This is a genomic window from Spirillospora sp. CA-294931, assembly GCF_050946795.1.
In the GTDB taxonomy this organism is placed as follows: Bacteria; Actinomycetota; Actinomycetes; order Streptosporangiales; family Streptosporangiaceae; genus Spirillospora.
On sequence record NZ_CP192006.1, the window covers coordinates 7,060,802 to 7,084,683 of the forward strand.

The 23,882-nt window shown below is 73.3% G+C and carries 23 protein-coding genes; 11 read left to right on the plus strand and 12 right to left on the minus strand.

Annotated elements, in window-relative coordinates; all coding sequences use genetic code 11:
* Positions 1-46: 46 nt before the first annotated feature.
* Positions 47-646, plus strand: coding sequence for a TetR/AcrR family transcriptional regulator (locus ACQPY4_RS31810; protein WP_433327161.1), 600 nt, complete (start codon positions 47-49; stop codon positions 644-646).
* Here ACQPY4_RS31810 and ACQPY4_RS31815 read toward each other — a convergent pair.
* The 8 genes from ACQPY4_RS31815 to ACQPY4_RS31850 are packed head-to-tail and all read right to left on the minus strand — an operon-like array spanning position 643 to position 7,756.
* Positions 643-1,419, minus strand: coding sequence for an SGNH/GDSL hydrolase family protein (locus ACQPY4_RS31815; RefSeq protein WP_433327163.1), 777 nt, complete (start codon positions 1,417-1,419; stop codon positions 643-645). The genes ACQPY4_RS31810 and ACQPY4_RS31815 overlap by 4 nt on opposite strands.
* Positions 1,416-1,985, minus strand: a complete 570-nt coding sequence (locus tag ACQPY4_RS31820) for a PadR family transcriptional regulator (RefSeq protein ID WP_433327165.1) — start codon at positions 1,983-1,985, stop codon at positions 1,416-1,418. The genes ACQPY4_RS31815 and ACQPY4_RS31820 overlap by 4 nt, the downstream gene beginning before the upstream one ends.
* A 36-nt stretch (positions 1,986-2,021) precedes the next feature.
* On the minus strand, positions 2,022-2,777 hold the full coding sequence (locus ACQPY4_RS31825; protein WP_433327167.1) for a hypothetical protein: 756 nt from the start codon (positions 2,775-2,777) through the stop codon (positions 2,022-2,024).
* 14 nt (positions 2,778-2,791) lie between these two features.
* Complete coding sequence (locus tag ACQPY4_RS31830) at positions 2,792-3,319, minus strand: NIPSNAP family protein (protein ID WP_433327169.1); 528 nt, start codon at positions 3,317-3,319, stop codon at positions 2,792-2,794.
* 57 nt (positions 3,320-3,376) lie between these two features.
* Positions 3,377-4,867 (minus strand): class I adenylate-forming enzyme family protein, encoded by a 1,491-nt coding sequence (locus ACQPY4_RS31835; protein ID WP_433327171.1) that lies wholly within the window; start codon positions 4,865-4,867, stop codon positions 3,377-3,379.
* A complete protein-coding gene (locus ACQPY4_RS31840) occupies positions 4,864-6,003 on the minus strand; it encodes a cytochrome P450 (RefSeq protein WP_433327173.1) in 1,140 nt (379 codons plus the stop codon). The genes ACQPY4_RS31835 and ACQPY4_RS31840 overlap by 4 nt, the downstream gene beginning before the upstream one ends.
* Positions 6,000-6,752, minus strand: a complete 753-nt coding sequence (locus ACQPY4_RS31845; protein ID WP_433327175.1) for a glycosyltransferase family 2 protein — start codon at positions 6,750-6,752, stop codon at positions 6,000-6,002. The genes ACQPY4_RS31840 and ACQPY4_RS31845 overlap by 4 nt, the downstream gene beginning before the upstream one ends.
* A 2-nt stretch (positions 6,753-6,754) precedes the next feature.
* On the minus strand, positions 6,755-7,756 hold the full coding sequence (locus tag ACQPY4_RS31850) for a 3-oxoacyl-ACP synthase III family protein (protein WP_433327177.1): 1,002 nt from the start codon (positions 7,754-7,756) through the stop codon (positions 6,755-6,757).
* Positions 7,757-7,972: 216 nt separating this feature from the next.
* Here ACQPY4_RS31850 and ACQPY4_RS31855 point away from each other — a divergent pair, with 216 nt between their 5' ends.
* From ACQPY4_RS31855 to ACQPY4_RS31880, 6 genes are all read left to right on the plus strand, one after another.
* A complete protein-coding gene (locus tag ACQPY4_RS31855) occupies positions 7,973-9,172 on the plus strand; it encodes a cytochrome P450 (protein ID WP_433327179.1) in 1,200 nt (399 codons plus the stop codon).
* A gap of 91 nt (positions 9,173-9,263) precedes the next feature.
* Entirely contained in the window at positions 9,264-10,427 is a 1,164-nt protein-coding gene (locus ACQPY4_RS31860) for a steroid 3-ketoacyl-CoA thiolase (protein WP_433327181.1), read from the plus strand.
* A 20-nt stretch (positions 10,428-10,447) separates the two neighbouring features.
* Positions 10,448-11,662: a cytochrome P450 gene (locus tag ACQPY4_RS31865; RefSeq protein ID WP_433327183.1), complete on the plus strand. Its 1,215-nt coding sequence runs from the start codon at positions 10,448-10,450 to the stop codon at positions 11,660-11,662.
* Positions 11,663-11,827: 165 nt separating this feature from the next.
* Positions 11,828-13,111, plus strand: coding sequence for a glycosyltransferase family 4 protein (locus ACQPY4_RS31870; RefSeq protein ID WP_433327185.1), 1,284 nt, complete (start codon positions 11,828-11,830; stop codon positions 13,109-13,111).
* A 56-nt stretch (positions 13,112-13,167) separates the two neighbouring features.
* Positions 13,168-13,923: a class I SAM-dependent methyltransferase gene (locus tag ACQPY4_RS31875; RefSeq protein ID WP_433339114.1), complete on the plus strand. Its 756-nt coding sequence runs from the start codon at positions 13,168-13,170 to the stop codon at positions 13,921-13,923.
* Complete coding sequence (locus ACQPY4_RS31880) at positions 13,913-15,031, plus strand: prenyltransferase (RefSeq protein ID WP_433327187.1); 1,119 nt, start codon at positions 13,913-13,915, stop codon at positions 15,029-15,031. The genes ACQPY4_RS31875 and ACQPY4_RS31880 overlap by 11 nt, the downstream gene beginning before the upstream one ends.
* A gap of 160 nt (positions 15,032-15,191) precedes the next feature.
* On the opposite strand, the gene ACQPY4_RS31885 is transcribed toward ACQPY4_RS31880, so the two are convergent.
* Positions 15,192-15,908: a class I SAM-dependent methyltransferase gene (locus ACQPY4_RS31885; protein WP_433327189.1), complete on the minus strand. Its 717-nt coding sequence runs from the start codon at positions 15,906-15,908 to the stop codon at positions 15,192-15,194.
* 170 nt (positions 15,909-16,078) lie between these two features.
* Between ACQPY4_RS31885 and ACQPY4_RS31890 the strand changes: the two genes are divergently transcribed.
* The 3 genes from ACQPY4_RS31890 to ACQPY4_RS31900 all read left to right on the plus strand — a co-directional run bounded on the left by ACQPY4_RS31890 (position 16,079) and on the right by ACQPY4_RS31900 (position 19,366).
* Positions 16,079-16,270: a ferredoxin gene (locus ACQPY4_RS31890; RefSeq protein WP_433327191.1), complete on the plus strand. Its 192-nt coding sequence runs from the start codon at positions 16,079-16,081 to the stop codon at positions 16,268-16,270.
* Positions 16,271-16,336: 66 nt separating this feature from the next.
* Positions 16,337-17,425 (plus strand): alcohol dehydrogenase catalytic domain-containing protein, encoded by a 1,089-nt coding sequence (locus ACQPY4_RS31895; RefSeq protein WP_433327193.1) that lies wholly within the window; start codon positions 16,337-16,339, stop codon positions 17,423-17,425.
* Positions 17,426-17,491: 66 nt separating this feature from the next.
* Complete coding sequence (locus ACQPY4_RS31900; protein ID WP_433327195.1) at positions 17,492-19,366, plus strand: endonuclease/exonuclease/phosphatase family protein; 1,875 nt, start codon at positions 17,492-17,494, stop codon at positions 19,364-19,366.
* Positions 19,367-19,623: 257 nt separating this feature from the next.
* On the opposite strand, the gene ACQPY4_RS31905 is transcribed toward ACQPY4_RS31900, so the two are convergent.
* Together ACQPY4_RS31905 and ACQPY4_RS31910 are read right to left on the minus strand one after the other, a co-directional pair.
* Positions 19,624-21,939, minus strand: coding sequence for a hypothetical protein (locus ACQPY4_RS31905; protein ID WP_433327197.1), 2,316 nt, complete (start codon positions 21,937-21,939; stop codon positions 19,624-19,626).
* Positions 21,940-22,077: 138 nt separating this feature from the next.
* The gene (locus ACQPY4_RS31910) at positions 22,078-22,626 is read right to left on the minus strand and encodes a DUF1707 SHOCT-like domain-containing protein (RefSeq protein ID WP_433327199.1); all 549 of its coding nucleotides are present in this window, start codon (positions 22,624-22,626) and stop codon (positions 22,078-22,080) included.
* Positions 22,627-22,804: 178 nt separating this feature from the next.
* On the opposite strand from ACQPY4_RS31910, the gene ACQPY4_RS31915 reads away from it, so the two are divergent.
* On the plus strand, positions 22,805-23,380 hold the full coding sequence (locus ACQPY4_RS31915) for a Uma2 family endonuclease (RefSeq protein WP_433327201.1): 576 nt from the start codon (positions 22,805-22,807) through the stop codon (positions 23,378-23,380).
* Here ACQPY4_RS31915 and ACQPY4_RS31920 read toward each other — a convergent pair.
* Positions 23,343-23,810, minus strand: coding sequence for a hypothetical protein (locus tag ACQPY4_RS31920; protein ID WP_433339116.1), 468 nt, complete (start codon positions 23,808-23,810; stop codon positions 23,343-23,345). The genes ACQPY4_RS31915 and ACQPY4_RS31920 overlap by 38 nt on opposite strands.
* Between the last annotated feature and the right edge of the window lie 72 nt (positions 23,811-23,882).

The window sequence follows — 23,882 nt, forward strand, 5'->3', positions numbered from 1 at the left end:
ATATAGTAAGTTACTCGATAGTCAATTGAAGGGCGAGGTGCGGTCCGTGGCCAAGGCGGGAAGCAAGGGTGTGGCCCGCCCCGAGCGGGAGCGGCAGATCCTCGGCCTGGCGATCGAGGAGTTCGGCAGGCGCGGGTACGCGCGGGCGTCGGTCGCCGACATCGCGTCCCGGGCGGGCATCTCCAAGCCTCTGATCTACGGTTACTTCGGCTCCAAGGACGGGCTGGCCGCGGCCTGCGCCGACCACGTGGGACGGCTCCTGGTCGACGAGGTGACCGCCGCGCAGACCCCGGCGGCGCCGGGCGGGCGCGCCCTGGACACGCTGTCGGCGATCTTCACCGTCCTGGCGGACTGCCCCCAGGCCTGGTCGGTGCTGTACGACGTCACGCTCCCCGCCGTCGGCGAGGTGCACGCCACCGCCCGCCGCCACCGGGCCCAGCTGGCCCGCCTGGGCGCCGCGGGCACCGCCGAGGTCCTGTCCGGCGCGGGCGACCACGACCCCCTCGACCACGACCTGCTCGGCGCGATCTGGCAGTACACCGTCACCGCCGTGGTCCGCTGGTGGCTCGACCACCCCGACCAGCCGCCCGCCGCGATGGTCGAGCGCTGCGCCCGCATCCTGGCCGCCATCGGGACCATTCCCTAGAGCGCGTCCGGCACGACGGGCAGCAGTTCGGGACGCTTGGCGAAGCGTCCGTCGCCCGAGGAGCGGCCCCGGACGCGGCGCAGGATCCAGGGCCCCGCGAACGAGCCGAGCCACCGGGCCTCGATCCAGGCGGAACGCCACAGCGGCGGCGCGGCGACGGGCGCCATCGCGGCGGTCCAGGATTCGTCGCTCCCGGGCAGGTCCAGCGCGTGCGCCGCCGCCGCGGCCAGGCGCGCATGACCTTCCACGCTCAGATGGAGGCGATCGACGCTCCACATCCGGGCGTCCGTCGTGACAGCGTGCGGAAAGGTGTCGACGAGCGTGGCGCCGTGCCGCTCGGCGGACGCCCTGATGCGCCGGTTGAGGTCCAGGACGCGGGGCCGCAGCGAGCGGGCCGGTGGGGCGATCTTGCCGATGTCGGGGAAGGTCACGGTGACCACGCGCGCCCCGGCGCCGGTGAGCGCGGCGATCATCGCGTCCATGTGCCCGGCGGTCTCGGCAACGTCGAAGCCGGGCCGGATGAGGTCGTTCATCCCGGCCATGACCGTGACCAGGTCGGGCTTGAGGTCCAGCGCCGGGCCGAGCTGCCGGTGGTGGATCTCGGCGGCCCGGCGGCCCCGGACGGCGAGGTTGGCGTAGAGCAGGCCGGGCTCGGCGGCCGCCAGGGACTCGGCGAGCCGGTCGGCCCAACCGCGCAGGCCCCGAAGGTCGTCGCCGTCCCCCAGGCCCTCGGTCTGACTGTCGCCCAGCGCGACATAGCGCGTGTAGCTCATGTTCCTTGGCTCTCTCTCGTCCGGGCGCGCAGGAGCGCCGCGGTTCCGGTGCACCAGTCGCGGTTCTCGTGCTCGAAGCGCAGGCCGCGCAGGCAGGTCAGGTAGGGGCCGACCCGCTCGCCCCGGGCCAGGAACTCCTCCTCGTCCAGCGGGCCGCGCAGCCGGACCAGGATGCGGGTGAACAGCTCGATCCGGCCGCGCGCCTGGGCGGCCCGCTCGTCCAGCTGGGCGATCACCGGGGCGGGGTCGAGCCCGTCGACGGCCTGCACCTTCACCAGCAGGTCGTCGCGGATGAAGGAGGGCTTGGACGCGGCGTCGGCGAAGTCCTGGAGCTCGGCCAGCCCGGCCTCGGTGATGGTGAACAGCCGCTTGTTGGGCCGGTCGTGCTGGATGACCTGACGCCCTTCGATCAGCCCGGCCCGCTCCAGCCGGGTGAGCTCGGCGTAGATCTGCTGGGGCACGGCATGCCAGAAGTTCGAGACGGAGATGTCGAAGATCTTCGTCAGCTCGTAGCCGCTGTGCTCGCCGTCGAGCAGCGCGGCCAGCACCGCGTGTCTGAGGGCCATGCCATCCGATCATAGTCAATGATATGAGTAGTCATATTATTGACTATGCCCGGGCCAGACGCGGGTGCGCTCCCGCTCTCCTGGGATGTCGGCGTACACGCCTGCGAAATGGCTCGCCTTGCCGGGCGCCAAGGCGTCGTTCCCGGACGCGTGGCCCACTCGCTCCTCGATCTCGTCGGGCGAGGGGGCCCGCGCGAGCTCCAGCGCGGGCGGCGTGACGTCCTCGGCCAGGGCGGCGGCGAGCCTGGCGTGGCCGTCCAGCAGGAGCCATCCGTCCAGGCCGCTGACCCACCACAGCAGCAGCGGCGGCAGCGCGCCCTCGCGCGCGAGCTTGCGGTGGGCCTTCACGCGCCCGTCGTCCGGGCCTGGCAGGTCCCGCGCCGCCACGACGCCGTTCCAGCCCGCGAACCAGTCGAGATACCCGGACGGGCCGGACGCCAGTTCGTGCTCCCAGACCGCGCGCGGGTGCGCGGCCCGCCACGGCTGGAGGGCCCACCAGCCCGTGTGCAGCGGGCCTGGACCGCACGCGAGCCAGGTCGCGTAGCGGTGCGGCCACGCGGGCCGTGCCCGCGCCAGGTCCGCGGTGATCGGCGGCAGGACGGGCTCGTGGCCCGGGAGGCGCGTGTAGTGGACGCCGTAGTTCCCGTCACCGACCCGAGCCAGCAGCACCGGGCGCCCGTCCTGGCTCACGCGGAAGCGGTCGCCGCCGGTGACCTCGACCCGCAGGCGCGGGGCGTCCGGGGCCGTCACCCCGAGCCGGACCCCGCCACCGGGGAGGTCTTCGCGCCGCACCCGAGCAATCTAGGTCATCGGACCCGCGAGCGCGCGGTGGGCTCCAGGCGGAGCACGGAGCCGGTGGACGGGCGGCCCCGCGTGAACGTCACCACGACCGGGTCCGTGCGGATGGGCAGCCGGGGGAAGTCGTTGGGCGCGTCCTCGGTGACCAGGACGGCCAGCGGGGACGGATCGTCCAGCGGCTCCTCGGTCAGCGCCGCGTACAGCGGGCCGGGCGGCGCCGACAGGTCGAAGGGTTTGACAGGCCGGAGCAGGCGGCAGTTCGAGACGTCGACCATCGTGACGGAGGCGGCCGGGCCGTGCTCGGCCCAGACCGGCCCCCCGTAGAAGGCCGTGAGGGCGGCCAGGCGCGTCTCCATGTCGGTGAAGCCGCGCAGCCAGACGAACGCGTCGGGGTCGTCCAGATCGCGGAAGATCCCGAGGACGGTCATGCCCGTCTCCTCCTGGGACTCCACGAATTCGCGCTCGAAGAGCTCGATCAGCTCCTCGCGGCGTCCGGGGCGCAGGGTGTAGCGGCGTAGTTCGATCACATTCGGCACGGGCTCAGCGTGGCGCCGTCCGGCGGACGGCACGAGTGGCCCGTGGGCCAATCATCGTCAGGAACGGGCCACGCGATCGCGCAGGGCGTCCCGGTCGAGCTTGCGGCTCCGGCCCGAGCGCGGGAGTGCCTGGAGCGGGACGATCCGGTCCGGGAGGGCGTCGTGGTCGATGACGTCCGGGAGCAGGCCCGGCAGGCGCTCCGGCAGGTCGGGGGCGCCGACCACGGCCAGCACGACCTCCTCGTCCCCGGTCTCGGCGTCGGGGAGGCCCACGAACGCGGCCTCGTCGACACCGTCGAGGGCGGCGATCGCGGGCTCGTAGAGCCCCGGGTACAGGTTGAACTTCCCCCGAATCAGCATGTCCTTCTTGCGGCCCATCAGGATCAGCCGTCCCTCGGCGTCGAAGCGCGCCAGATCGCCGGTCGCGAGCTCGGCGTGGGGCGGGTCGCCCAGGTAACCCCGGCACAGGTTGGCCCCCGACAGGAGCAACTCGCCGTCCTCCGCCAGCCGTGCGCCCACCAGGGGCGCGCCCACGAAGTCGCCCTCCCCCGCGTGGTCAAGCTTCTCCTGGGCCGAGGCGATCGCCACGGGAAGGATCTCGGTCATGGCGTAGACCGACAGGACCTCGGCGGACGGCGCCGCCGCCAGAGCCCGGCGCAGGATCCCCGCGGGCGCGGGCGCCGCCCCCAGAAGGACGTGACGCAGGCGATCGGGCAGCCGGGGGCAGGCGTCGAGGATCTCGGCGAGATGGACGGGGACGCAGAACGTGTGGGTCGCGGCGCGCTCGTCCAGCAGGCGCGCGAAGGCGGGGGCCGAGCAGAACAGCGGCGGCATGGACCAGCGCGCGCCCGACAGGAGCGTCGGCAGGCCCAGCATGAGCTGGTCGGTGTGCACGACATCGCCGAGGCCGAACGGTACCCGTGTCCGGAACAGGTCGAGCGACGCCGCGAGCGACGCCTGGGAGTGCACGACCGCACGCGGGTTCGCCGTCGTCCCCGAGGTGAAGATCACCGCCGCCGGGGCGTCCGGATCACCGTCGCCGTCCGGCTCGGGCGCGGGCCCCTTCACCAGCCGGGAGAACGAGTGGGAGCCGCGCGGCACCCCGGGAAGCCCGCGCCCGACGTGGATGTGGCGGGGAATGCCCAGGTCCGCGAGGTTGGGAAGCAGCAGCCCCCGCCGCCTCGCGTAGGCGCGCACGGGCCCCGCCCGGCTCCCCGCGTACAAGATCGACTCGGCCGCCGACCACCGGGGCGCGGCCAGCCGCAGGCGGGCGTCGAACATCTCCGGGCCCGCCCCCGGGTCGGCGAAGATCACCACCCCGCGCGCCGCGACCACTCCCAGCGCCAGCACCAGCGACTCCGGGGAGGGCCGCACGGAGAACAACACCCCGTCCCCGGCCTCCATCCCGGCGTCCAGCAGCCCGTGCCGGACGGCCAGCACCTGCCGCCGCAGCTCGCCATAGGTCACCGATTGCCCGTCCCCCGCCACCAGCGCCACGGCGCCGGGCGTCCGGGCCGCCTGGCCCAGGAGGTCTCTGATGAGGGTCATGGGGCTTTGCGGACGGTGAGGTTGGCGTAGGTGGGGATGAGGACGCCGCGCGCGGCCCGGCGGTGGGTGATGGTCAGGGGGGCCGCGCCCAGCAGGACGGTCATGACGGCCCGGATCTCGGCGAGGGCCAGGGGGTAGCCGATGCAGAAGTGGGGGCCCGCGCCGAACCACAGGCGGCGGAGTTCGGGCGGGTGCGTGAGGCCGAGGTCGAACGGGCCGTAGGCGCGGCAGCAGTTGTGGGTGGCGATCAGGACGCGGTCGCCCGGCCGGACGCGGGTGCCGCCGATCTCGGTCTCCCGGTGGACGCCGCGCAGCATCACGGGGGTCGGCGTGCTGAAGCGCATGCCCTCGTCGATCGCCCGGTCCAGCAGGCCGGGGTCGGCCGCCACCCGGCCCAGCTCGCCCGCGTCGGTGAGCAGGGCGACGAGGCGGGGGACGAAGGTCGCCACGGTCTCGGTCCCGGTCAGGAAGAAGGCCCCGGCGGCGCCCCTGGCCTCGTCCTCGGAGAGGCCGAGCGAGCGCATGCGTCCCATGACCGTGCCCTCGTCGCCCGAGGTGTAGGAGCGGGCGGCGACGTCGCCCAGCGGGTCGAGGACGGCACGGGCCAGCGCGACCTGGCGCGGGGACAGCCGCCGGGTGCGCAGCGAGATCATCGAGACGATCCGCTCCCCCTGGGCGAACAGCCCCCGGTAGTCGTCGGTCTCCAGCCCGATGACCTCGCCGATCACGGCCCCGGCCATCAGCCGCATGGTGTCGACCAGGTCGACGGCGGCGCCGCGTTCCAGCCGGTCGGCGAGCACCGCGAGCGGCCCCGCCAGCACCCGGGCGCACAGGTTCTCGGCGTAGCCCGGCGTGAACAGCTCGGTGAGGCGGCGCCGCAGCGCCCGGTGGGCCTCGCCCTCCATGTTGAGCAGGACGGACGGCCCGAGCACCGGCGTCCACAGCTCGCCGGGCGAGCCGGGGCCGTCCTTGCGGAAGTTCTCGCCGTCCATGAGCACCGAGCGGGCCAGCGCGGCGTCGTTGACGACCACGCCCACCCCCGGGACGCGGACCACCGGGCCCCGCCGGGCCAGGCCGCGCAGCAGGGGGTAGGCGAACGGGTGGGCCGCCAGGTAGAGCCGGGTCTCCCAGTTCATCGGATGTCCACGACCTCCGGCCGGTACCGGTGGTCGGCGTACCAGGCCAGGGTGCCGACCAGGCCGTAGGCGCGCAGGCGGCGCACCGAGCCGTAGACGACCATGTCGCGGCGGACCGCGTAGGAGCGGGTCAGCCGGCGGACGCTGTTGACCAGCGCGCGGTCCTCGTGGACGTCCTCGATCCGGGTGCGGGGGAACCCGCCCGCGTCCTCGTAGAGGGCGGCGGTGATCGCGACGTTGCAGCCGGGCATCATCAGGTACGGCCCGAGGGCGAGCGGGTCGGCGTTGCCGGGGCGCAGCCGCCCGAAGAACGCGGCCAGCTCCACGACGGCGGGCAGCAGCCGCCGCTCCCAGAGCTTCAGCTCGAACTCGTCGGTGCGGGGCCGCAGCGGGCCGCTGACCATGTCGACGCCCGCCTCGAACGCCCGCCGCAGGGCCGCGACCCAGCCCGGGTCGGGCAGGCAGTCGGCGTCGGTGCGCGCGATGTGCGTGGCCCCGGCGGCGATCGCGTGCCGGACGCCGGTGTCGGCGGCGGCGCCGGTGCCCTTCTCGGGTTCGTTGACGAGCCTGACGTCCAGCTCGGGGTGCCCGGCGGCGAACTCGCGGACGATCCCGGCCGTGCGGTCGGTGCTGCCGTTGTCAACGACGGCGAGGGTGAACCCGAGGTCGGTCTGCCCGGCCAGCCGGCGCAGCGTGGCGCCGATCGAGCGCTCCTCGTTGTAGGCGGGGATCACGACCCACAGATCCATGGTCACAGCTCCGCGAGGGTGATGCCGAGGCTGACGCCGCCGGCCAGGCCGATCAGGGCGACGCGGTCGCCGGGACGGGCGCGGCCCGCGCGCAGGGCCGCGGACAGTTGCAGGGGCAGCGTCGCCGAGGCGAGGTTGCCGTGGTCGGGCAGGGTGGTCACGAGCCGGTCGGCCGGGATGTCCAGGATCGAACGCAGCACCGCGAGGTAGGGCATCGTCACCTGGTGCACGCAGACGACGGCGAAATCGTCCCAGGTGAGCCCCGTCTTTTCCAGAGCGGTGACGAAGATCTCGGGCCCGGCGGCCAGGAACGCCTCCTTGAGGCGCCGCCCGTCGCCGCTGAAGTAGGTGCGGTCGGGGTCGCGCGGGTGCATCGACCCGCCCCCCGGGAGCGTTCCCACCTGCCAGGCGCTGGATACGGCGGCGAAGTCGCGGTAGAAGATCCCGCCGTCGGGCGCGGCCTCCAGCAGCATCGCGGCGCCGCCGTCCGACAGCGTGTAGCCCGCGAAGGCGTCGGCGAACTGGTCGCGGTCGCGAACCTTCCAGCGCACGGCCCGCGACGGGCTCTCGCCGGTGCAGACCAGCACGCGCTCGTGCTGGCCGGTGCGGATCAGGGCGTCGGCCATCTGGACGCCGTTGAGGAAGCTGTTGCAGGCGTTCTTGACGTCGAAGACCGGGCAGCCGAGGCCGAGCTTGGCCGCGACGATGTGGGCGGTGGCGGGCTCGACCATGTCCTGGGACGCCGACCCGAAGATCAGCAGGTCGATCGAGGCGGGCGGGCGGCCCTGCTCGGCCAGGAGCGTGCGGGCGGCCTCGACGGCCAGGTCGGACGCCTGCTGGTCGTCGCGCATGACATGGCGCGAGCGGATACCGGTCATCCGCTCGACGATGGTCGGCAGCGGCCGGTAGCCGTCGCTCTCGGCCTCGACCCGCGCCTCCACCTCGGCGCTGGTCACGGTCCGCTCCGGCAGGTACGCGGCCACACCGGCGATGCGGGCTCTCACTCGGGACCCCCCGTGATCAGGTTCGATGTTCGGCGTCGGCTGTGCAGTGGGGTGTGCTGTGAGACCAGCCTCACCGACCGGGGTCGGTTCCGGATAGGTAGCCGCTACGCGATTGAGGCAGGCACTCTAACCCGATTTGACCTGAGTACTGCCACTCACTCGGGTTTGAGTGCCATGCCCGTTCGCCGGTTTGGCGGCGGTGTGCACAATCACCATGTGACCAGTGACGTTAGGGATACCGCCGTCAAGGACGCCGCCCGGCACGAGGCCCGCCTTCTGTGGGCCGGAAACCGGGGACTCTTCGCTCTCCTGGCGGCGGCGCGCCATACGGGGCCGATCGCGCGTGTGCCGAAGCTGGGCTGGGTCGTGACCGATCCCGTCCTGGCCCGGCGGGTGCTGAACGACCACGCGACCTTCACCATGGACGGCGAGGGCGGCGTCGGCCACCTGTGGACGCAGCTGTTCGGCCCTGAGATGGCCCAGTTCTTCGGCGGCGCCCGGCACGCCGAGGTCCGGACCAGGGCGCGCGACCTGTTCACCGAGGACGGCGCGCGCTCGCTGGTGGAACGCTCCCAGGGCCCGTGGTACGCGGAGCTGGCCCGGCGGCTGGCCGGGGGCGAGACCATCGATGTGGCCGACGCCACCCGCGTCCTGGCCGGACGCCTGGTCTCCGACCTGCTCGGCCTCCCGACCGACCGCGACGACGACGCCTTCCGCGCGGTGTTCGCGGCCGGGGAGCGGCTCGCGGGCCTGGCCATGGGCACCACGGCCTCGACCGAGCTCGACCCGGAGGTCGTCGAGCGGGCCCGGGAGATCGTGGCCGAGATCACCTCCGGGGTCGACGCCGCCTACCGGGCGGCCGGCGCCGGCACCATCCTCGGCCGCTGCCGGGAGATGGACCTCGGCCTGCCGCTCGCCCGGGGCCTGGCCACGCTGCTGGCGATCGCGGGCACCGAGACCGGCGCGTCCGGGACCTCCCGGACGGTCGCCCTGCTGCACGACACGGGCCAGCAGCACGCGCTCCTGCGCGATCCGGGCCTGATGGAGAACGCGGTCAGGGAGGGCCTGCGCGTCTCGACGCCCGCGCCCGTGATCGGACGGCACGTGGCCAGGGACGCGGAGGTGGAGGGGCAGCGGCTGCGCGCGGGCGAGCGGATCCTGCTGCTGACCTACCTGGCGACGACGGGCGTCGGTCCGTTCGACATCCGCCGCGAGTACGTGCCCGAGACCCGCCAGCTCTGGTTCGGCGGCGGCCGCCACCTGTGCCTCGGGGCAGCGGTGGCGCGGCTCCAGATCACGCGGATGCTGGAGACCCTGCACTCCACGGGCCGCCCGTACCGCGTCGTCTCGCGGCGCGCGGCCCGGCGCGTCCTGGTCCCCACCTACGCCTCCCTTCGAATTGAGACGCATGACTAGACTGGAGGCTCATTCGATGGCCGCTCCCCCTTTCCCTCAAAAGTAGAACGAGTTACATTCGGGGTCCAGCCGCGTTCCGGAAGGAGACCGCATGGGGACCCCGGTGATCGTCGAGGCCGTCCGCACCCCTCTGGGCAAGCGCAACGGCGATCTAGCGGGAGTGAAGGCCCAGGCCCTGCTGGCCCACGTCCTCACCGGTCTGGTGGAAAGGGCCGCCCTCGACCCGACCGAAATAGAACAGGTTTTCGTCGGCTGCGTGACCCAGTCGGGTGAGCAGGGCGGGCACGTCGGACGGCACGCCTGGCTCTACGCGGGCCTGCCCTGGCAGGCGGGCGTCACCACGATCGACGCCCAGTGCGGCTCGGCCCAGCAGGCCGTCCACCTGGCCGCCGCCCAGGTCGCCGCCGGGGAGGCGGAGGTGGCCGTCGGCTGCGGAGTGGAGGTCATGAGCCGGTCGCCGCTGGCCAGCAACGTCCTGCCCGCCAGGCCGCGCCCCGACGACTGGTCGCTGGACATGCCGAACCAGTTCGAGGCCGCCGAGCGGATCGCCCGGCGGCGCGGCCTCACCCGCGACGACCTGGACGCCTGGGGCGTGCGCTCGCAGCGGCTGGCCGCCAAGGCGTGGGCCGACGGCCGGTTCGACCGGGAGATCGTGCCGCTGGACGTCCCCGTCCTGGACGCCGAGGGCGAGCCGACCGGCGAGACCCGGACGGTCGCCCGCGACCAGGGCCTGCGCGACACCACTCCGGAGGGCCTGGCCCGGCTGAGACCCGTCCTGGGCGAGGGCGCGCTGCACACGGCGGGCACCTCGTCCCAGATCTCCGACGGCGCGGCGGCCGTGCTGGTCATGGCGGAGGAGCGGGCCGAGGCCCTCGGGCTGCGGCCCCGGGCCCGCATCCGCGCCCAGGCCCTGGTGGGCTCGGATCCCCACTACCTGCTCGACGGACCCGTCCAGTCCACCGAAAGGGTCCTCTCCCGGGCCGGGATGGCCCTCCCCGACATCGATCTGGTCGAGATCAACGAGGCGTTCGCCTCGGTCGTGCTGTCGTGGGCCGCCGTCCACCGGCCGGACCTGGACCGGGTCAACGCCAACGGCGGCGCCATCGCGCTCGGCCACCCGGTCGGCGCCACCGGGGCCCGGCTGATCACCACCGCCCTGCACGAGCTGGAGCGGCGGGACGCCGCCACCGCCCTGATCACCATGTGCTGCGGCGGAGCCCTGTCCACCGCGACGGTCCTGGAACGCACGAGCTGAGCCCCGAGGGACTGATCTCCATGCCCCCTGAGATCGACACCGACATCATCGACCCCGGCATCTACGAGCGCGGCGGCATCCCCCACGACCGGTTCGCCTGGCTGCGCGACCACGACCCGGTGCACTGGCACCACGACCTGAACGACGGCGTCCCCGGTTTCTGGGCGGTCACCCGCCACGAGGACGTCGTCACCGTCTCCCGCAACCCGCAGCTGTACTCCAGCCACGTCCGGACCTCGATGTACGAGGAGTTCACCGACGACGAGGTGCTGCTCTACGGGATGATGATGCTCTTCCAGGACCCTCCGGACCACACGCGCAACCGCGCCAAGGTCAACCGGGGCTTCACGCCCCGGATGATCAAGCAGCTGGAGGGCCACATCCGCGACATCTGCCACGAGCTGATCGACGGCGTGGCCGGCGCGGGCGAGGCCGACTTCGTCGAGGACATCGCCACCCACCTGCCCGCCTACGTGATCTGCGAGATGCTCGGCGCCCCCGACGCCGACCGCCACAAGATCACCGACTGGTCGAACCACATCATCGGCTTCAACGACCCCGAGCTCGGCGGCGCCAAGGAGGCGGCCAGGGACTTCGCGGGCGAGCTGATGGACTACGCGGCCTGGCTGGCCGGGGAGCGGGCGGCCGACCCCCGCGACGACATCGCCACCAAGCTGCTGCGCCCCGACGAGACCGGCGAGCGGCTGAGCATCGAGGAATTCCAGCTGTTCGTGCTGATGCTGGTGATCGCGGGCCACGAGACCACGCGCAACGGCTCGGCCGGCGGCATGCTGGCGTTCTTCGAGCACCCCGAGCAGTGGGCCAGGTTGAAGGCCGACCGCTCGCTGCTGCGCACCGCCCCGGACGAGATCGTCCGCTGGACCAGCCCGATCAACCTGTTCCGCCGCACCGCCACCGCCGACACCGAGCTGGGCGGCAAGGCGATCGCGGCCGGGGACAAGGTCGTGGTCTTCTACGGCTCGGCCAACCGGGACGAGCGCGTCTTCGACGACCCGTTCACCTTCGACATCGGCCGCGACCCCAACCCCCACATCGGCTTCGGAGGCGGCGGGCCCCACTTCTGCCTGGGCACCCACCTGGCCCGCCTGGAGCTGGCCGTCCTGTTCGAGACCGTCCTGGACCGGATGCCCGGCATCCGCCCCGCCGCCGAGCCCCGCCGCCTGCGCTCCAACTTCGTCAACGGCTACAAGGAGATGCGGGTGACGCTGCGCTAGGCGCAAGAGGGCGGAGTGTGCTTTTCGAAACACTTTTGGACGCCATGCCCAATATTGAACTAGCCGGTAACCTCTGGAAGCTATGGTCTAGTTCCAACAAGGGACACAGGGGACTGCCGGTGCGCTTGGGCCTGCTCCCCCTTCGACTGACGGGAGTGGCGCGGCGTGGCTGAGGCAGGGGAGCCGTCGGGCGGTCCATTGCGGGTGGCGCTGCTCTCGTACAGGAGCAAGCCGCACTGCGGCGGTCAGGGCGTCTACCTCCGGCATCTGAGCCGCGAGCTGGTGGACCTGGGCCACTCGGTCGAGGTGATCTCCGGCCAGCCGTATCCGGAGCTGGACCGTGACGAGATCGTCCTCACCAAGATCCCCAGCCTGGACCTGTACCGCGACGAGGACCCGTTCCGCACGCCGGGGCTCAACGAGTTCCGCGACTGGATCGACGTCCTGGAGTTCGCCCACATGAAGACCGGCGGCTTCCCCGAGCCGCTGACCTTCAGCCTGCGGGTCGTCCGCGAGCTGCGGCGCCGCCGCCGCGACTTCGACGTGGCGCACGACAACCAGGTGCTCGGCCTGGGCAACCTGGCCATCGCCAAGCTGGGGCTCCCGCTGGTGACCAGCATCCACCACCCGATCAGCGTCGACCGCAGGATCGAGATCGAGGCCGCCGAGGGCCTGAAGCAGAAGCTCGGCAAGCGCCGCTGGTACGGCTTCGTGGGCATGCAGTCGCAGGTGGCCCGGCGGATCGGCCCGGTGCTGACCGTCTCGGAGTCCTCCAAGATCGACATCGTCCGCGACTTCAAGGTCGACCCCCGCGACATCGAGATCCTCCCGCTGGGCGTCGACACCCAGATCTTCCACCCGCGCGGCGCGCGGGTGCCCGGCCGCATCGTGGCCATGGCCAGCGCGGACGCCCCGATCAAGGGCGTGGACGTGCTGCTGCGCGCGGTCGCCAAGCTCGCCACCGAGCGCGACGTCCACGTGATCGTCGTCAGCCGTCCGCGCAAGGACGGCCCGACCGAGAAGCTGGTGCGCGAGCTGGCGCTGGGCGACCGGGTCAGGTTCGTCAGCGGCATCGACGACGAGGAGCTGGGCGAGCTGCTGGCCTCGGCCGAGGTCGCCGTCGTCCCGTCCCGCTACGAGGGCTTCTCGCTGCCCGCCGTCGAGCACATGGCCTCGGGCACCCCGCTGGTCGCCAGCCGCGCCGGGGCGCTGCCCGAGGTCGTCGGCGAGGCCGGGATCCTGGTCGAGCCCGGCGACGTCGAGGAGCTGGCCGCCACGCTGCGCCGCCTGCACGACTCCCCCGAGGCCCGCGCGGACGCCGGCGCCGCCGCGCTCGCGCGCGTCCAGGAGCGCTTCGCCTGGCGCGCCGTCGCCCAGGCCACCGTCGAGCACTACCGCACCGCGATCGCCCAGCAGAACTACCTGCGGCTCGCCGCGGGCCGGGCGTAAGAGGGCGGCAAGTTGAAGGGTTCCCGCGAGAATCCTCGTACGGAAGGAGCAGCACACTGCTGACCGTGGATTTCCAGCGGTTCCGCGTCCGGCCCGCCGAGCGCGTCCTCGACATGGGCTGCGGCGCCGGACGCCACGCGTTCGAGCTGTACCGCAGGGGGGCGCACGTGGTCGCCTTCGACCTCGACGCCGGCGAGCTCGCCGAGGTCGAGCGGATGTTCGGCGCCATGCGCCTCGAGGGAGAGGTCCCCGAGGACGCCGCCGCCGAGACCGTCCAGGGCGACGCCCTCGACCTGCCGTTCCCCGACGGCCACTTCGACAAGATCATCGCGTCCGAGGTGCTGGAGCACATCCCCGACGACATGCGGGCGATGCGCGAGCTGCTGCGCGTGCTCAGGCCCGGCGGACGGCTGGCCGTCACGGTGCCGAGCTGGCTGCCCGAGCGGCTCTGCTGGGCCCTGTCGGAGGACTACCACACCGCCCCCGGCGGCCACGTGCGCATCTACACGCGCGCCGAGCTGGAGGCCAAGCTGAAGTCGACCGGGTTCCGGGTGGACGGCCATCACCACGCCCACGGCCTGCACGCGCCCTACTGGTGGATCAAGTGCGCCGTCGGCGTCAACAACGACGGCAACCCCCTGGCCAAGGCCTACCACCAGATCCTGGTCTGGGACATCATGAAGCGCCCCCTGGCCACGCGGCTGGCCGAGCGCGCGCTCAACCCGGTGATCGGCAAGAGCGTGGTCGTGTACTTCACCAAGCCGTCCGTGCCGAGCGCCGAGCCGGTCAAGGAGACCGCGGATGCGGTTTGAGGTGACCGTCCCGGGCGCCGTGACCGCCGCCGACCTCCAGGCGACCGCGCGCAGCATCGTGGCGCAGCAGGAGCCGTCCGGTGCGATCCCGTGGTTCTCCCCCGTCGACGACGTCCCCGGGCACGTCGACGCGTGGAACCACATCGAGGCGGCCATGGCGCTCTCCGTCGCGGGCCTGCACGGGCCCGCGCGACGCGCCTACGAGTGGCTGCGGTCGGTCCAGCGGCCCGACGGCTCCTGGCCCGCCAAGTGGGTGCTGGGGCAGGTCACCGAGCCCGGCGGCGAGTCCAACCACGCCGCCTACGTGGCGGTGGGCGTCTGGCACGAGCTGCTGATGACCGGCGACGACGGCTTCGTCCGGCGCATGTGGCCGGCCGTCCGGCGCGCGATCGAGTTCGTTCTGGGCCTCCAGACCCGCCGCGGCGAGATCATCTGGATCCGGCACGAGAGCGGCGAGCCCGCCGACCACGCGCTGCTGACCGGCTGCTCGTCGATCTACCAGTCGCTGCGCTGCGCCGTGGCGCTGGGCGAGCACCTGGGCGAGCCCCAGCCCGACTGGGAGCTGGCCGCCGACCAGCTCGGCCATGTCGTGGCCAAGCACCCCGAGGCGTTCGCCGACAAGAGCCGCTTCTCGATGGACTGGTACTACCCGGTGCTGGGCGGCCCGATCCGCGGCGAGGCGGCCGCGCGGCACTTCGCGGCGCACTGGGACACCTTCGTGGTGCCCGGCCTGGGCTGCCGCTGCGTGTCCGACCAGCCCTGGGTGACCGCCGCCGAGAGCTGCGAGCTGGTGATGGCCCTGGACGCCGCCGGTGAGCGCGAGAAGGCGCTGGAGCTGTTCCGCACCATCCAGCATCTGCGCCACGAGGACGGCTCGTACTGGACGGGCTGGCAGTTCGAGAACCGCCGCCACTTCCCGGGTGACCGCTCGACCTACACGGCCGCCGCGGTGATCCTGGCGGCCGACGCCCTGGCCGGCTCCAGCCCCGGGTCACGCATCTTCAAGGAGATCGCCGGACGTCCGCTGGGCCCGTCCGCCGCCGCCGACCCGATCGCCTGCGGCTGCGGCCTGCTTCCGGTGGCCAACCCGGTCCGGACGCGGCTCTAGGGCATGTCCGGTGGATCTTCGATCGGCTGCGCGACGCCCAGGCACGCACCTCGCCGCGTTGTCGTCGGTCGACAGCCAACACCGGGCTGCCTCCCTCCTCCGCCTTGCGATGCACGCACCTGGACGCCGCTCGCGGCGAACAAGATCCACCGGACACGCCCTAGGCGCTCGCCTCGCCCTGCTTGCGCAGCGGGTCGGCTTCGCCGGTGCGCTCCAGGACGCGCAGCGAGCCCTCGACGCGGCGCTCGGTGAAGGCGCCGCTCGCCAGGGCCCGCAGGTAGAGGTGGTAGGGAGCCTGGCCGCCGTCGGCGGGGTCGGGGAAGACGTCGTGGATCACCAGCGCCCCGCCGGCCGCGATCCAGGGCGACCAGCCCTCGTAGTCGGCGCGGGCGTGCTCCTCGGCATGGCCGCCGTCGATGAACAGCAGCGACAGGGGCGTCCGCCAAAAGGCCGCGACGGTGCGCGAGGAGCCCACGATCGCGACGACGCTGTCCTCCAGGCCCGAGGCCGCCAGGTTCTTGCGGAAGGTCGGCAGCGTGTCCATGCGGCCCGTCAGCGGGTCGACCAGGGACGGGTCGTGGTGCTCCCAGCCCGCCTGGTTCTCCTCGGAGCCGTGGTGGTGGTCGACGGTGACGACGATCGCGCCGTTCCGGCGGGCCGCGGCGCCGAGATAGATCGCCGACTTGCCGCAGTAGCTGCCCACCTCCAGCAGCGGCGCCGAGTCGCGGCCGCCGTAGGTCAGGGCCGCCTCGTAGAGGGCCCTGCCCTCGGCCTCGGGCATGAAGCCCTTGGCCGCGCGGGCGGCGCGCAGCAGGTCCGCCGCCATGGGCTCGGGTTCGGTCGCCCCCGCTGCGGTGGACGCCAGGCTCTGAGTCATTGATCGCCTCCGCGGGGCACTTTATCCGCATCTGGTGGGCCTTGATCCAGGGTCCCCCCGGGGAGCCCGGACGCACCCTCGCCCAACGGTGCCATCTCGATCACTATCGTGAGACGCGAGTCTTGCCGGTGCTTAGTGAAACGTGTTCTACTTTTGAGGTGGAGAAGGCGATGAAGGTGAGCGTCGACCCGCTGGTGTGCGAGGCCAATGGCGTCTGCGTGGGGCTCGCCCCCGACGTCTTCGACCTCGACGACGAGGACGAGCTGACGATCCTGTCGCCGGAGGTCCCCGCAGACCAGCGCGACCGCGTCCGCCACGCCGTCCGGTCGTGCCCCAAGGCCGCCCTCTCCCTGGACGAGTGACCCCTCGTCCTTCCCCTCAGGGCGTCAAGGCGCGGACGTCCCACCCCTTTCGATGTGGAGGCAGCCATGGCACGAGCCGCGGTACTGCGCGCGGTCGGCGACCGCGAACTCGATCTGCGCGACGACGTCACCTGCACCGAACCCGGGCCCGACCAGGTCAAGGTGCGGATCAGGGCGACCGGGGTCTGCCACTCGGACCTGTCGACCATGACCGGCGTCCTGCCGACGACCCTGCCCACCGTCGTCGGCCACGAGGGCGCCGGGGTCGTGGAGTCCGTCGGCGAGCGCGTCACCCGCGTCAACGTCGGCGACCATGTGGTCGTCAACTGGACGCCCGACTGCGGCACCTGCGCCGAATGCGTGGCCGGACGCCCCTTCCTCTGCCTCACCCACGTCGTCGCGTCCTTCGGCGACCCCCGCTTCCGCCTCGCCGACGGCGCCCCCGCCTATGGCATGGCGGGCTGCGGCACGTGGGCCGACGAGATCGTCGTCCCCTGGCAGGGCGTGATCACCATCGCGGAGGACGTCCCGTTCGAGTACGCGGCCCTGCTGGGCTGCGGCCTCCCCACCGGCGTCGGCGCGGCCGTCAACACCGCCCGGGTGCGTCCGGGCTCCTCGGTGGCTGTGGTGGGCGCGGGCGGCGTGGGCCTGGCGGTGATCCAGGGCGCGCGGATCGCGGGAGCCGCGACCATCGTCGCGATCGACCCCAACGAGGCCAAGCACCCGGTCGCCAAGCGGTTCGGCGCCACCCACACCGTCACGCCCGAGACCCTCGACGAGACCAAGGGCCTGGTGACCGGCGGCGCGGGCTTCGACTACGCCTTCGAGGTCGTCGGCCGCTCGGCCACGCTCACCACGGCCTGGAACGCCGCCCGGCGCGGCGGCGAGGTCATCGTGGTCGGCGCGGGCGCCGGGGACGACCTGTGGGAGCAGAACATGTTCTCGCTGCTGTTCGAGGGCAAGTCGCTGCGGGCCTCCCTCTACGGCGGCTGCGACCTCAGGCGCGACATCCCGCTCATGATCGATCTGTGGCGGGCCGGGCGCCTGGACATCGACGGCATGATCAGCCGCCGGATCCGCTTCGACGACCTCAACGACGCCGTCCGCGCCCTGGAGAAGGGCGAGGTGATCCGCCAGGTGGTCATCTTCGACTGACGACCGTCCCGCGTGTCATCCTTCTTCGTGTTCAATGGACTTTTCTCCGCCGTTCATGGAGCGAGGTTGGCTGATTCGGATGGTTTCGGGCGGGCACGGCGTCCGTCCCCGGTCCTGGCGCTGATCGCCGGGGCCGTGTTCGCCGCGCCCCTGGTCCTGGCCCCGCCCGCGGCCGCGCAGGCGCCCGTGGCCCGGCGCATCCGCGACGTCCAGGGCCCCGGGCACGTGTCCCCGGTCAACGGGACGTCGGTCGCCGCGATCCCGGGCGTGGTCACCGCCGTGTCCGGCAACGGGTTCTGGATGCAGGACCCCCAGCCGGACCGTTCCGACGCCACCTCCGAGGGCGTGTTCGTCTTCACCCGCACCCGTCCCTCGGTCACGGTCGGCGACGCGGTCAGGGTCGACGGCAAGGTCAGCGAGTTCCGTCCCGGCGGGGCCTCCTCGGCCGCGCTCGGCCGCACCGAGATCGACGCCACGGCGACCAGCGTCACCGCGCGCGGCACGCCCCTGCCGCCGCCCGCCGTCCTCGGCTCCAAGGGCCGCAGAGCCCCGGACGCGGTCATCAGCGACCCGCGGCCCGACGCGGAGACCGGGCGCTTCGACGCCGCCGGGAACGGCCTCGACTTCTACGAGTCCCTCGAAGGCATGCGGGTCAGGATCCAGGACGCCGTCGCGGCCGGGCCGTCCCGCTACGGCGAGGTCGCCGTCCTACCCGCCGGGGGCGGCACCCGCACCGCGCGCGGCGGCATCGTCCTGCGCGCCACCGACCCCAACCCCGAGCGCGTCATCCTCGACGACGTCCTGGCGTCCCTGCCGGGGATGAACGTCGGCGACTCCCTCCCGGGGGCCAACGACGGCGTTCTCGACTACGGCCACGGCGACTTCAAGCTGCTGCTGACCGCGTCACCCCGGCTGCGTGCCGGGGGCCTGTCCCGGGAGACGACCCGTCCCGCCCGGCCGGGCGAGCTCGCCGTGGCCACCGCCGACCTCGGCGACCTGAACCCCGACACGCCCCGCGAGCGGTTCGCGACCCTGGCGGGCGACATCGTCGCGGGCCTCGGCTCCCCCGACCTGATCACCGTCACCGGCGTCCAGGACAACAGCGGCCCCGACGACGACGGAACCGTCGCCGCCGACCAGACCGTCGCCGAGCTGATCGCGGCGATCAGCGAGGCCGGCGGCCCCGCCTACGACTGGCGCTCGGTCTCGCCCCGCGACAACGCCGACGGCGGCGAGCGCGGCGGCAACCCCCGGGTGGGCTTCCTCTTCCGCACCGACCGCGGCCTGAGCTTCGTCGACCGGCCCTCCCGTACCCCGGACGAGGAGATCCCCGAAGAGACACCCGGGGTCGCGTCCACGAGCGTCCAGGCGGTCGACGACGGGACGGGCCGCGCCCGCCTGAGCCTCAGCCCCGGCCGCGTCTCCCCCGGCGACCCCGCGTGGAGCGCCACCCGCAAGCCCCTGGCGGGCGAGGTGACCTGGCAGGGACGCCGCATCATCGTCGTGGCCAACCACTGGTTCCGCTCCACGAGCGAGGACGAGCCGCTGTTCGGCCGCCGCCAGCCGCCCCAGCGGCCCACCGAGTGGCGCCGCGACGCCCAGGCCCGCTCCGTCGCCGGCTTCGTCAAGTCGATCCAGGCCGTCGACCGCGACGCCGAAGTGATCGTCGCCGGGAACCTCAACGAGCGCGAGTTCGCGACGCCGCTCAAAACGCTGACCCGGGAGACCGGGCTGCGCGACCTGCCGTCCGAGCTTCCCGAGCCCGAGCGCTACACCGCCGTCGCGGGCGGCAACTCCCAGGCCCTCGACCACATCCTGCTCAGCCCGTCGCTCCAGCGCCGCAAGCACGAGTTCGACATCGTCCACCGGGGGGCGGAGTTCTCCGACCGCTCCGGCGACCGCGACCCCTCGGTCGTCCGTATCGACATGAGCGCCAAGTAGCGGAACGAAGAAGCGATGGCCGGCGAGCGCTGCCCAGTGCCGCCGGCCATCGCGGTTGTCTGATTATCGCGCGGACGACGCCGGTCGCTACAAACAGGTGTGGCCCGGTGGCAGGAAGCACCTCGCGTCACGGTCATAGACCCGCCCCGGGGGCGGAGGTACGTTCCGTCCATGGCAAAAGGTGGATGCAGTTGCGGACATGGCGGCGGTTGCTCGTGCCCGAAAGGGTGCTCCTGCGGTTGCAACGGCTGAGCTGATCAGGGGGTGGGGGCCCGCCAGAGCAAGGGGGCCTCGCCCGAGGCGCCGGAGCCGACCCCGGCGCCCACCAACTGGTGGCCGAGTGTGGACAGGGCGGTGAGCCGCTGGTCCCCGGGTCCTCCCGGGCCCGGGGTCCGGCGCCAGGACGTGCCGTCGGACGTGCTCCACAGGGCGGCGTCCAAAGAGCCCGGAGCGCCGGTCGTCCCGGCGATCACCAGTCCGCGGCCCGTCGCGGCCGCCGCGGTGAGGGACGCCGCGCCCTCGGGAACGTGCGTGCGCCAGGTGCGGCCGCCGTCCGCCGAGACGGCCGCGAGCGGCACGGGCACCGGAGCCGGGCCGGACGGGACGCCCCAGCCGGGCGCGACCAGCAGGTCGCCGCGCGCCACGACCTGGGTCAGGCTCCCCGACACCAGACCGGACGGCAGCGACGGGGAGGCCACGGCGGTCCATTTGCGGCCGTCCTGTGACGTCCAGATCGCGGGCAGCTCGGCGCCGCCCGCGCCGGGCCTGCCGCCCTTGCGCCCGCCGACCGCGACGTAACCCCTGGTCGTGGCGGCGACGTCGCGCATCCAGGTCGCGCCGTCGAGATCGCCCTTGCCCGCGTTGCCGCCGCGCGTCCAGACGGCGAGGTCGGCCGAGTGCCACGCGGCCGCGGTGCCCTTGGCCGCCCCGACGACGACATGGCCGGACGGGCCCGACGCGGCGCCGGACGCCGACTGGCCGTCGGGAAGCTTGGCGCGGGTCCAGACGGCGCCGTCCGGCGAGGTGACGACCAGGGGTCCCCCGCCCGCCTTGGCGCCGGTCCAGCGTCCGGCGGCCAGCCAGCCCTTCGGGGTCGCGACGACGTCGAGCAGCCGCTGGCGTCCCTGGCCCCGGCCGCCCAGGCGCCCGCCGCCGAACTCGGTGCTGGTGGCGCGGCGCCAGGTCGTCCCGCCGGCGGTGGTCCAGACGGCCGCGTCACCGTTGGTGCTGCCCACGGCCACCGCGCGGTTCCCCGCCGAGGCCAGGCCCGCGACGACGCGCTCGGGACGCACCACCCCGGGGATCTTGGTCAGGTCCACGACGGTCGCCGACGTCCCGGCGACGGCCAGGTAGGCGTCGTCGCCCTGGCGTCCGGCCGCGACCGCCCCGCCACCGGCCACCGCGAGGCCGCTCAGCGACGCCCCCGGGCCGGGCGCGCCCAGGTCTCCGGCGGGCTTCCAGGCGCGGCCGTCGGCGCTGCGCAGCACCAGCCGCGCCCCGCCCTTGCCCAGGACGACGGCCGCCAGCCCGGTGGGCCCTCCGGCGAACCACCGCACCCCGCCGAACTCCATGGCGCCCAGTTCGGCCACCGGCGCCCACGCCGACCCGTCGGCGGCGCCGAAGACCACGGCGAACCGGGCCGTCTTGCGGCGCTTCTTGGGCCCGGTGACCCGCTTGCCCTCGCGGACGGCGTAGACGCCGCCCGGCCCGACCGCGAGCCCGACCGAGGGCCCGAAAGACCCCTTGGCCTGCGGGAGGTTGACCGGCGTCCAGCGCTGACCGCCGTCGGCCGACCGCCACAGCCCCTCGCCCCGTTTGGGCTTCTTGCCACGCGTGGCGAACGTCCCGTGGGCGACCAGCGCGTTCCCGGACGCCACCACGCGATCGAACCCGGTGATGTCGCCCCCCGGGTCGAACCGCCGCCAGGTGCGCCCGTCGGCGGACGTCCACGCGGCCGCGCGGGCGTTCGACGTCCCGACGGCCGTGAAGCCCCCCGGGGTGCGCACCAGCGCCTTCACGCGCTCCTTCGGGCCGAAGGACGCCGCGAGCCTCGTCCAGCGCAGGGCGTCGGCGCTCGTCCACAGGGCGGTGCCGCCCCGGCCCGCCTCGCCCAGCGCGACCCAGCGTCCCGAGCCCCCGGCGACCAGCTGCGGACGGTCGCCCGGCACGGCCGCGTCGACCGGCGCCTGCCGCCAGGTGCGGCCCTCGTCGGGCGAGACCACGAACGCGGTGCGGTCGCGGCCCGTCGCGCCGTCACCGGCGCCCTCGGTACCGGCCACGACGACCACGCCGCCCGCCGAGGTCACCGCCGTGAACTGCTGGACGAGACCGTCGGCCCTGGCGGCCGGGTCGGCCGCGAACGCGCCCTCGACCAACGCGGGCGAGGCGGCCTTCGCGGGTCCGCGCTCCTCGTCGCCGCCGCCCAGGGCGAACGCGCCGACACCCACGACGACCAGCGTCCCGGCGGCGACCGCGAGGACCCGGCGTCCGGGCCAGGCGACCTCGGGCGCGCGGGCGGCGCCCTCATGCCCCCAGGAGAGTCCTGCGGCGCGCCATGCCTGGTGGGATCGCACCCACGGTGACACGCCCTGCGCGGGGGCGGACGAAGCCAGCCGTTCCCGTGTTTCACGGGACGTCAATTCGCGCCCTGGGCCCTGCTCCGTCACGCCGCTCCTTCACCCGACCGGGACATCCGGAGCGTTTATATCGTCTCAGGGCAAAGGTTGGTGATTCTTCGCCTCGATCGAGCCCTTGTAGGCCAGGCCCTTGACGTGGACGACCGGCGCCTGGCGCGACGGCACCGCGCGCAGGTCGGTGGAGACGCCCATACCGTCCGCCACGACACGGACACCCGGGGGCACGATGATCTCGACCTCGGACTTGTAGGCGATGATCCGCAGCACGGTGAGCGGGCCGGTCAGCTCGGCCGTGCGCAGGTCGAGCAGGCAGCCGCCCTTGTAGATCACGGCGGTGTGCTTCTCGGGGACACGCCAGCGTCCCGTCCGCCGGACGCGGTTCTTGAAGGCGAGCTGGAACCGTCCGGACCCACCGGGCGCGGGCTCCTCGTACGGCGCGGGCACCTCGGCGGCCACCCGGTCGAGCTCCGCCCAGGTGCGCGAGGCCAGGACCAGGTCGATGCCGGAGTCGAGCTCCGCGTCGTCCAGGCGTCCCTCGGCATAGGCCGTGTGCAGCCGGACGAGCACCTCGTCGCGATCATGGTCCGAGACGCGCGGGGCGGCCGGTCGCTGCTCGACGCTCATCACTTCTCCCTCGCTCTCTTGGACCGAGCCTGAGGTCTCCACCGAGGGGAGAGTCAAGCCCAATTCGAGATGTATCTTAACTCCACTCCCCTCCCAAATCGAGAGACTTCGCGCGATGCCTCCGAGGCTCCCGGGCGCCCGTCCACTACATTCGATGATCACCAGGGAAGGGGGACCCATGGTCGGCCACAGCCACGGCCCGTACACGCTCCACGACCTCGACGCCCTGCCCCGCGACGGCCGGCACTACGAACTCGCCGACGGCTGGCTCGCCGAACTGCCGGGCGACCTGTGGCACGACCACGCCGCCGAGGCGCTCAAGGCGATCCTCAAGGAGGCCGCCCACCAGGCCGACGCCGACGTCCACGTCGCGGGCAGCCCCCAGGAGGTGACGACCCCGTCCGGCATCCGCAAGCCCGACGTCTTCGTCGTCGGCCGGGACGTCGCCCGCTCCGTCCTGGAACGCCAGGCCCGCACCTACTACGGCCCCGACCTCCTCCTGGCAGCCGAGGTCGTCACCCCCCGAACCGGCAGCGAACGCACCGACCGCGTCGGCAAGGTCGCCGAATACGCGTCCCTGGGCATCGAGCACTACTGGATCATCGACCTCGAACCGAAACCCCTGGTCACCGCCCTGACCCTGACCGAAGCGGGCTACGAGACCACCCACCGCGCCAAGTCGGGCGAGCTCTTCACGACCGAGCGGCCCTTCCCGATCAGCTTCGACCCGTCCCGCCTGTCGGAGATGGACTGACCCGCCGCCGCAGGTAATAGGCGACGGTCACCACCGCCAGCAACGGACCCCACGCCAGCAAAGGCGCATAGCAGGCCGCCATCAGCACGCCCGCGACACCATGCGGCGCGTCGACCCGGTTCCACACGAGCGCCCCCGAGAACGTCAAGAACGTCACGGCCACGGCCCCCAAGGCAGAAACCCCCACCGCGACCATCGTGGGCACAGACCGTCCACCCACCAGGGGAACCCACCGGGGCAGCACCTCACCCCAAGGCCGAACCAACCCCAGCGTAAGAAGCGCAAGCCCCTCCGCCACCACAAAGAGCGCCAACCACCAATCGTGCGCCGCGAACCCCACCCCCGAAGGCAAAACGGCCAGCGGAACGGCACGCGCCGCCCAGACAACCCAACGCGGCACGACGGCCTCCCAGCTCGAAGACGCGAACACCTCCAAGCACACAGCCCACCCCGCCAGTCCCACTTCCCGCCGAGGTAGCGCCCCTCTCCCCCGCAAGGGTGA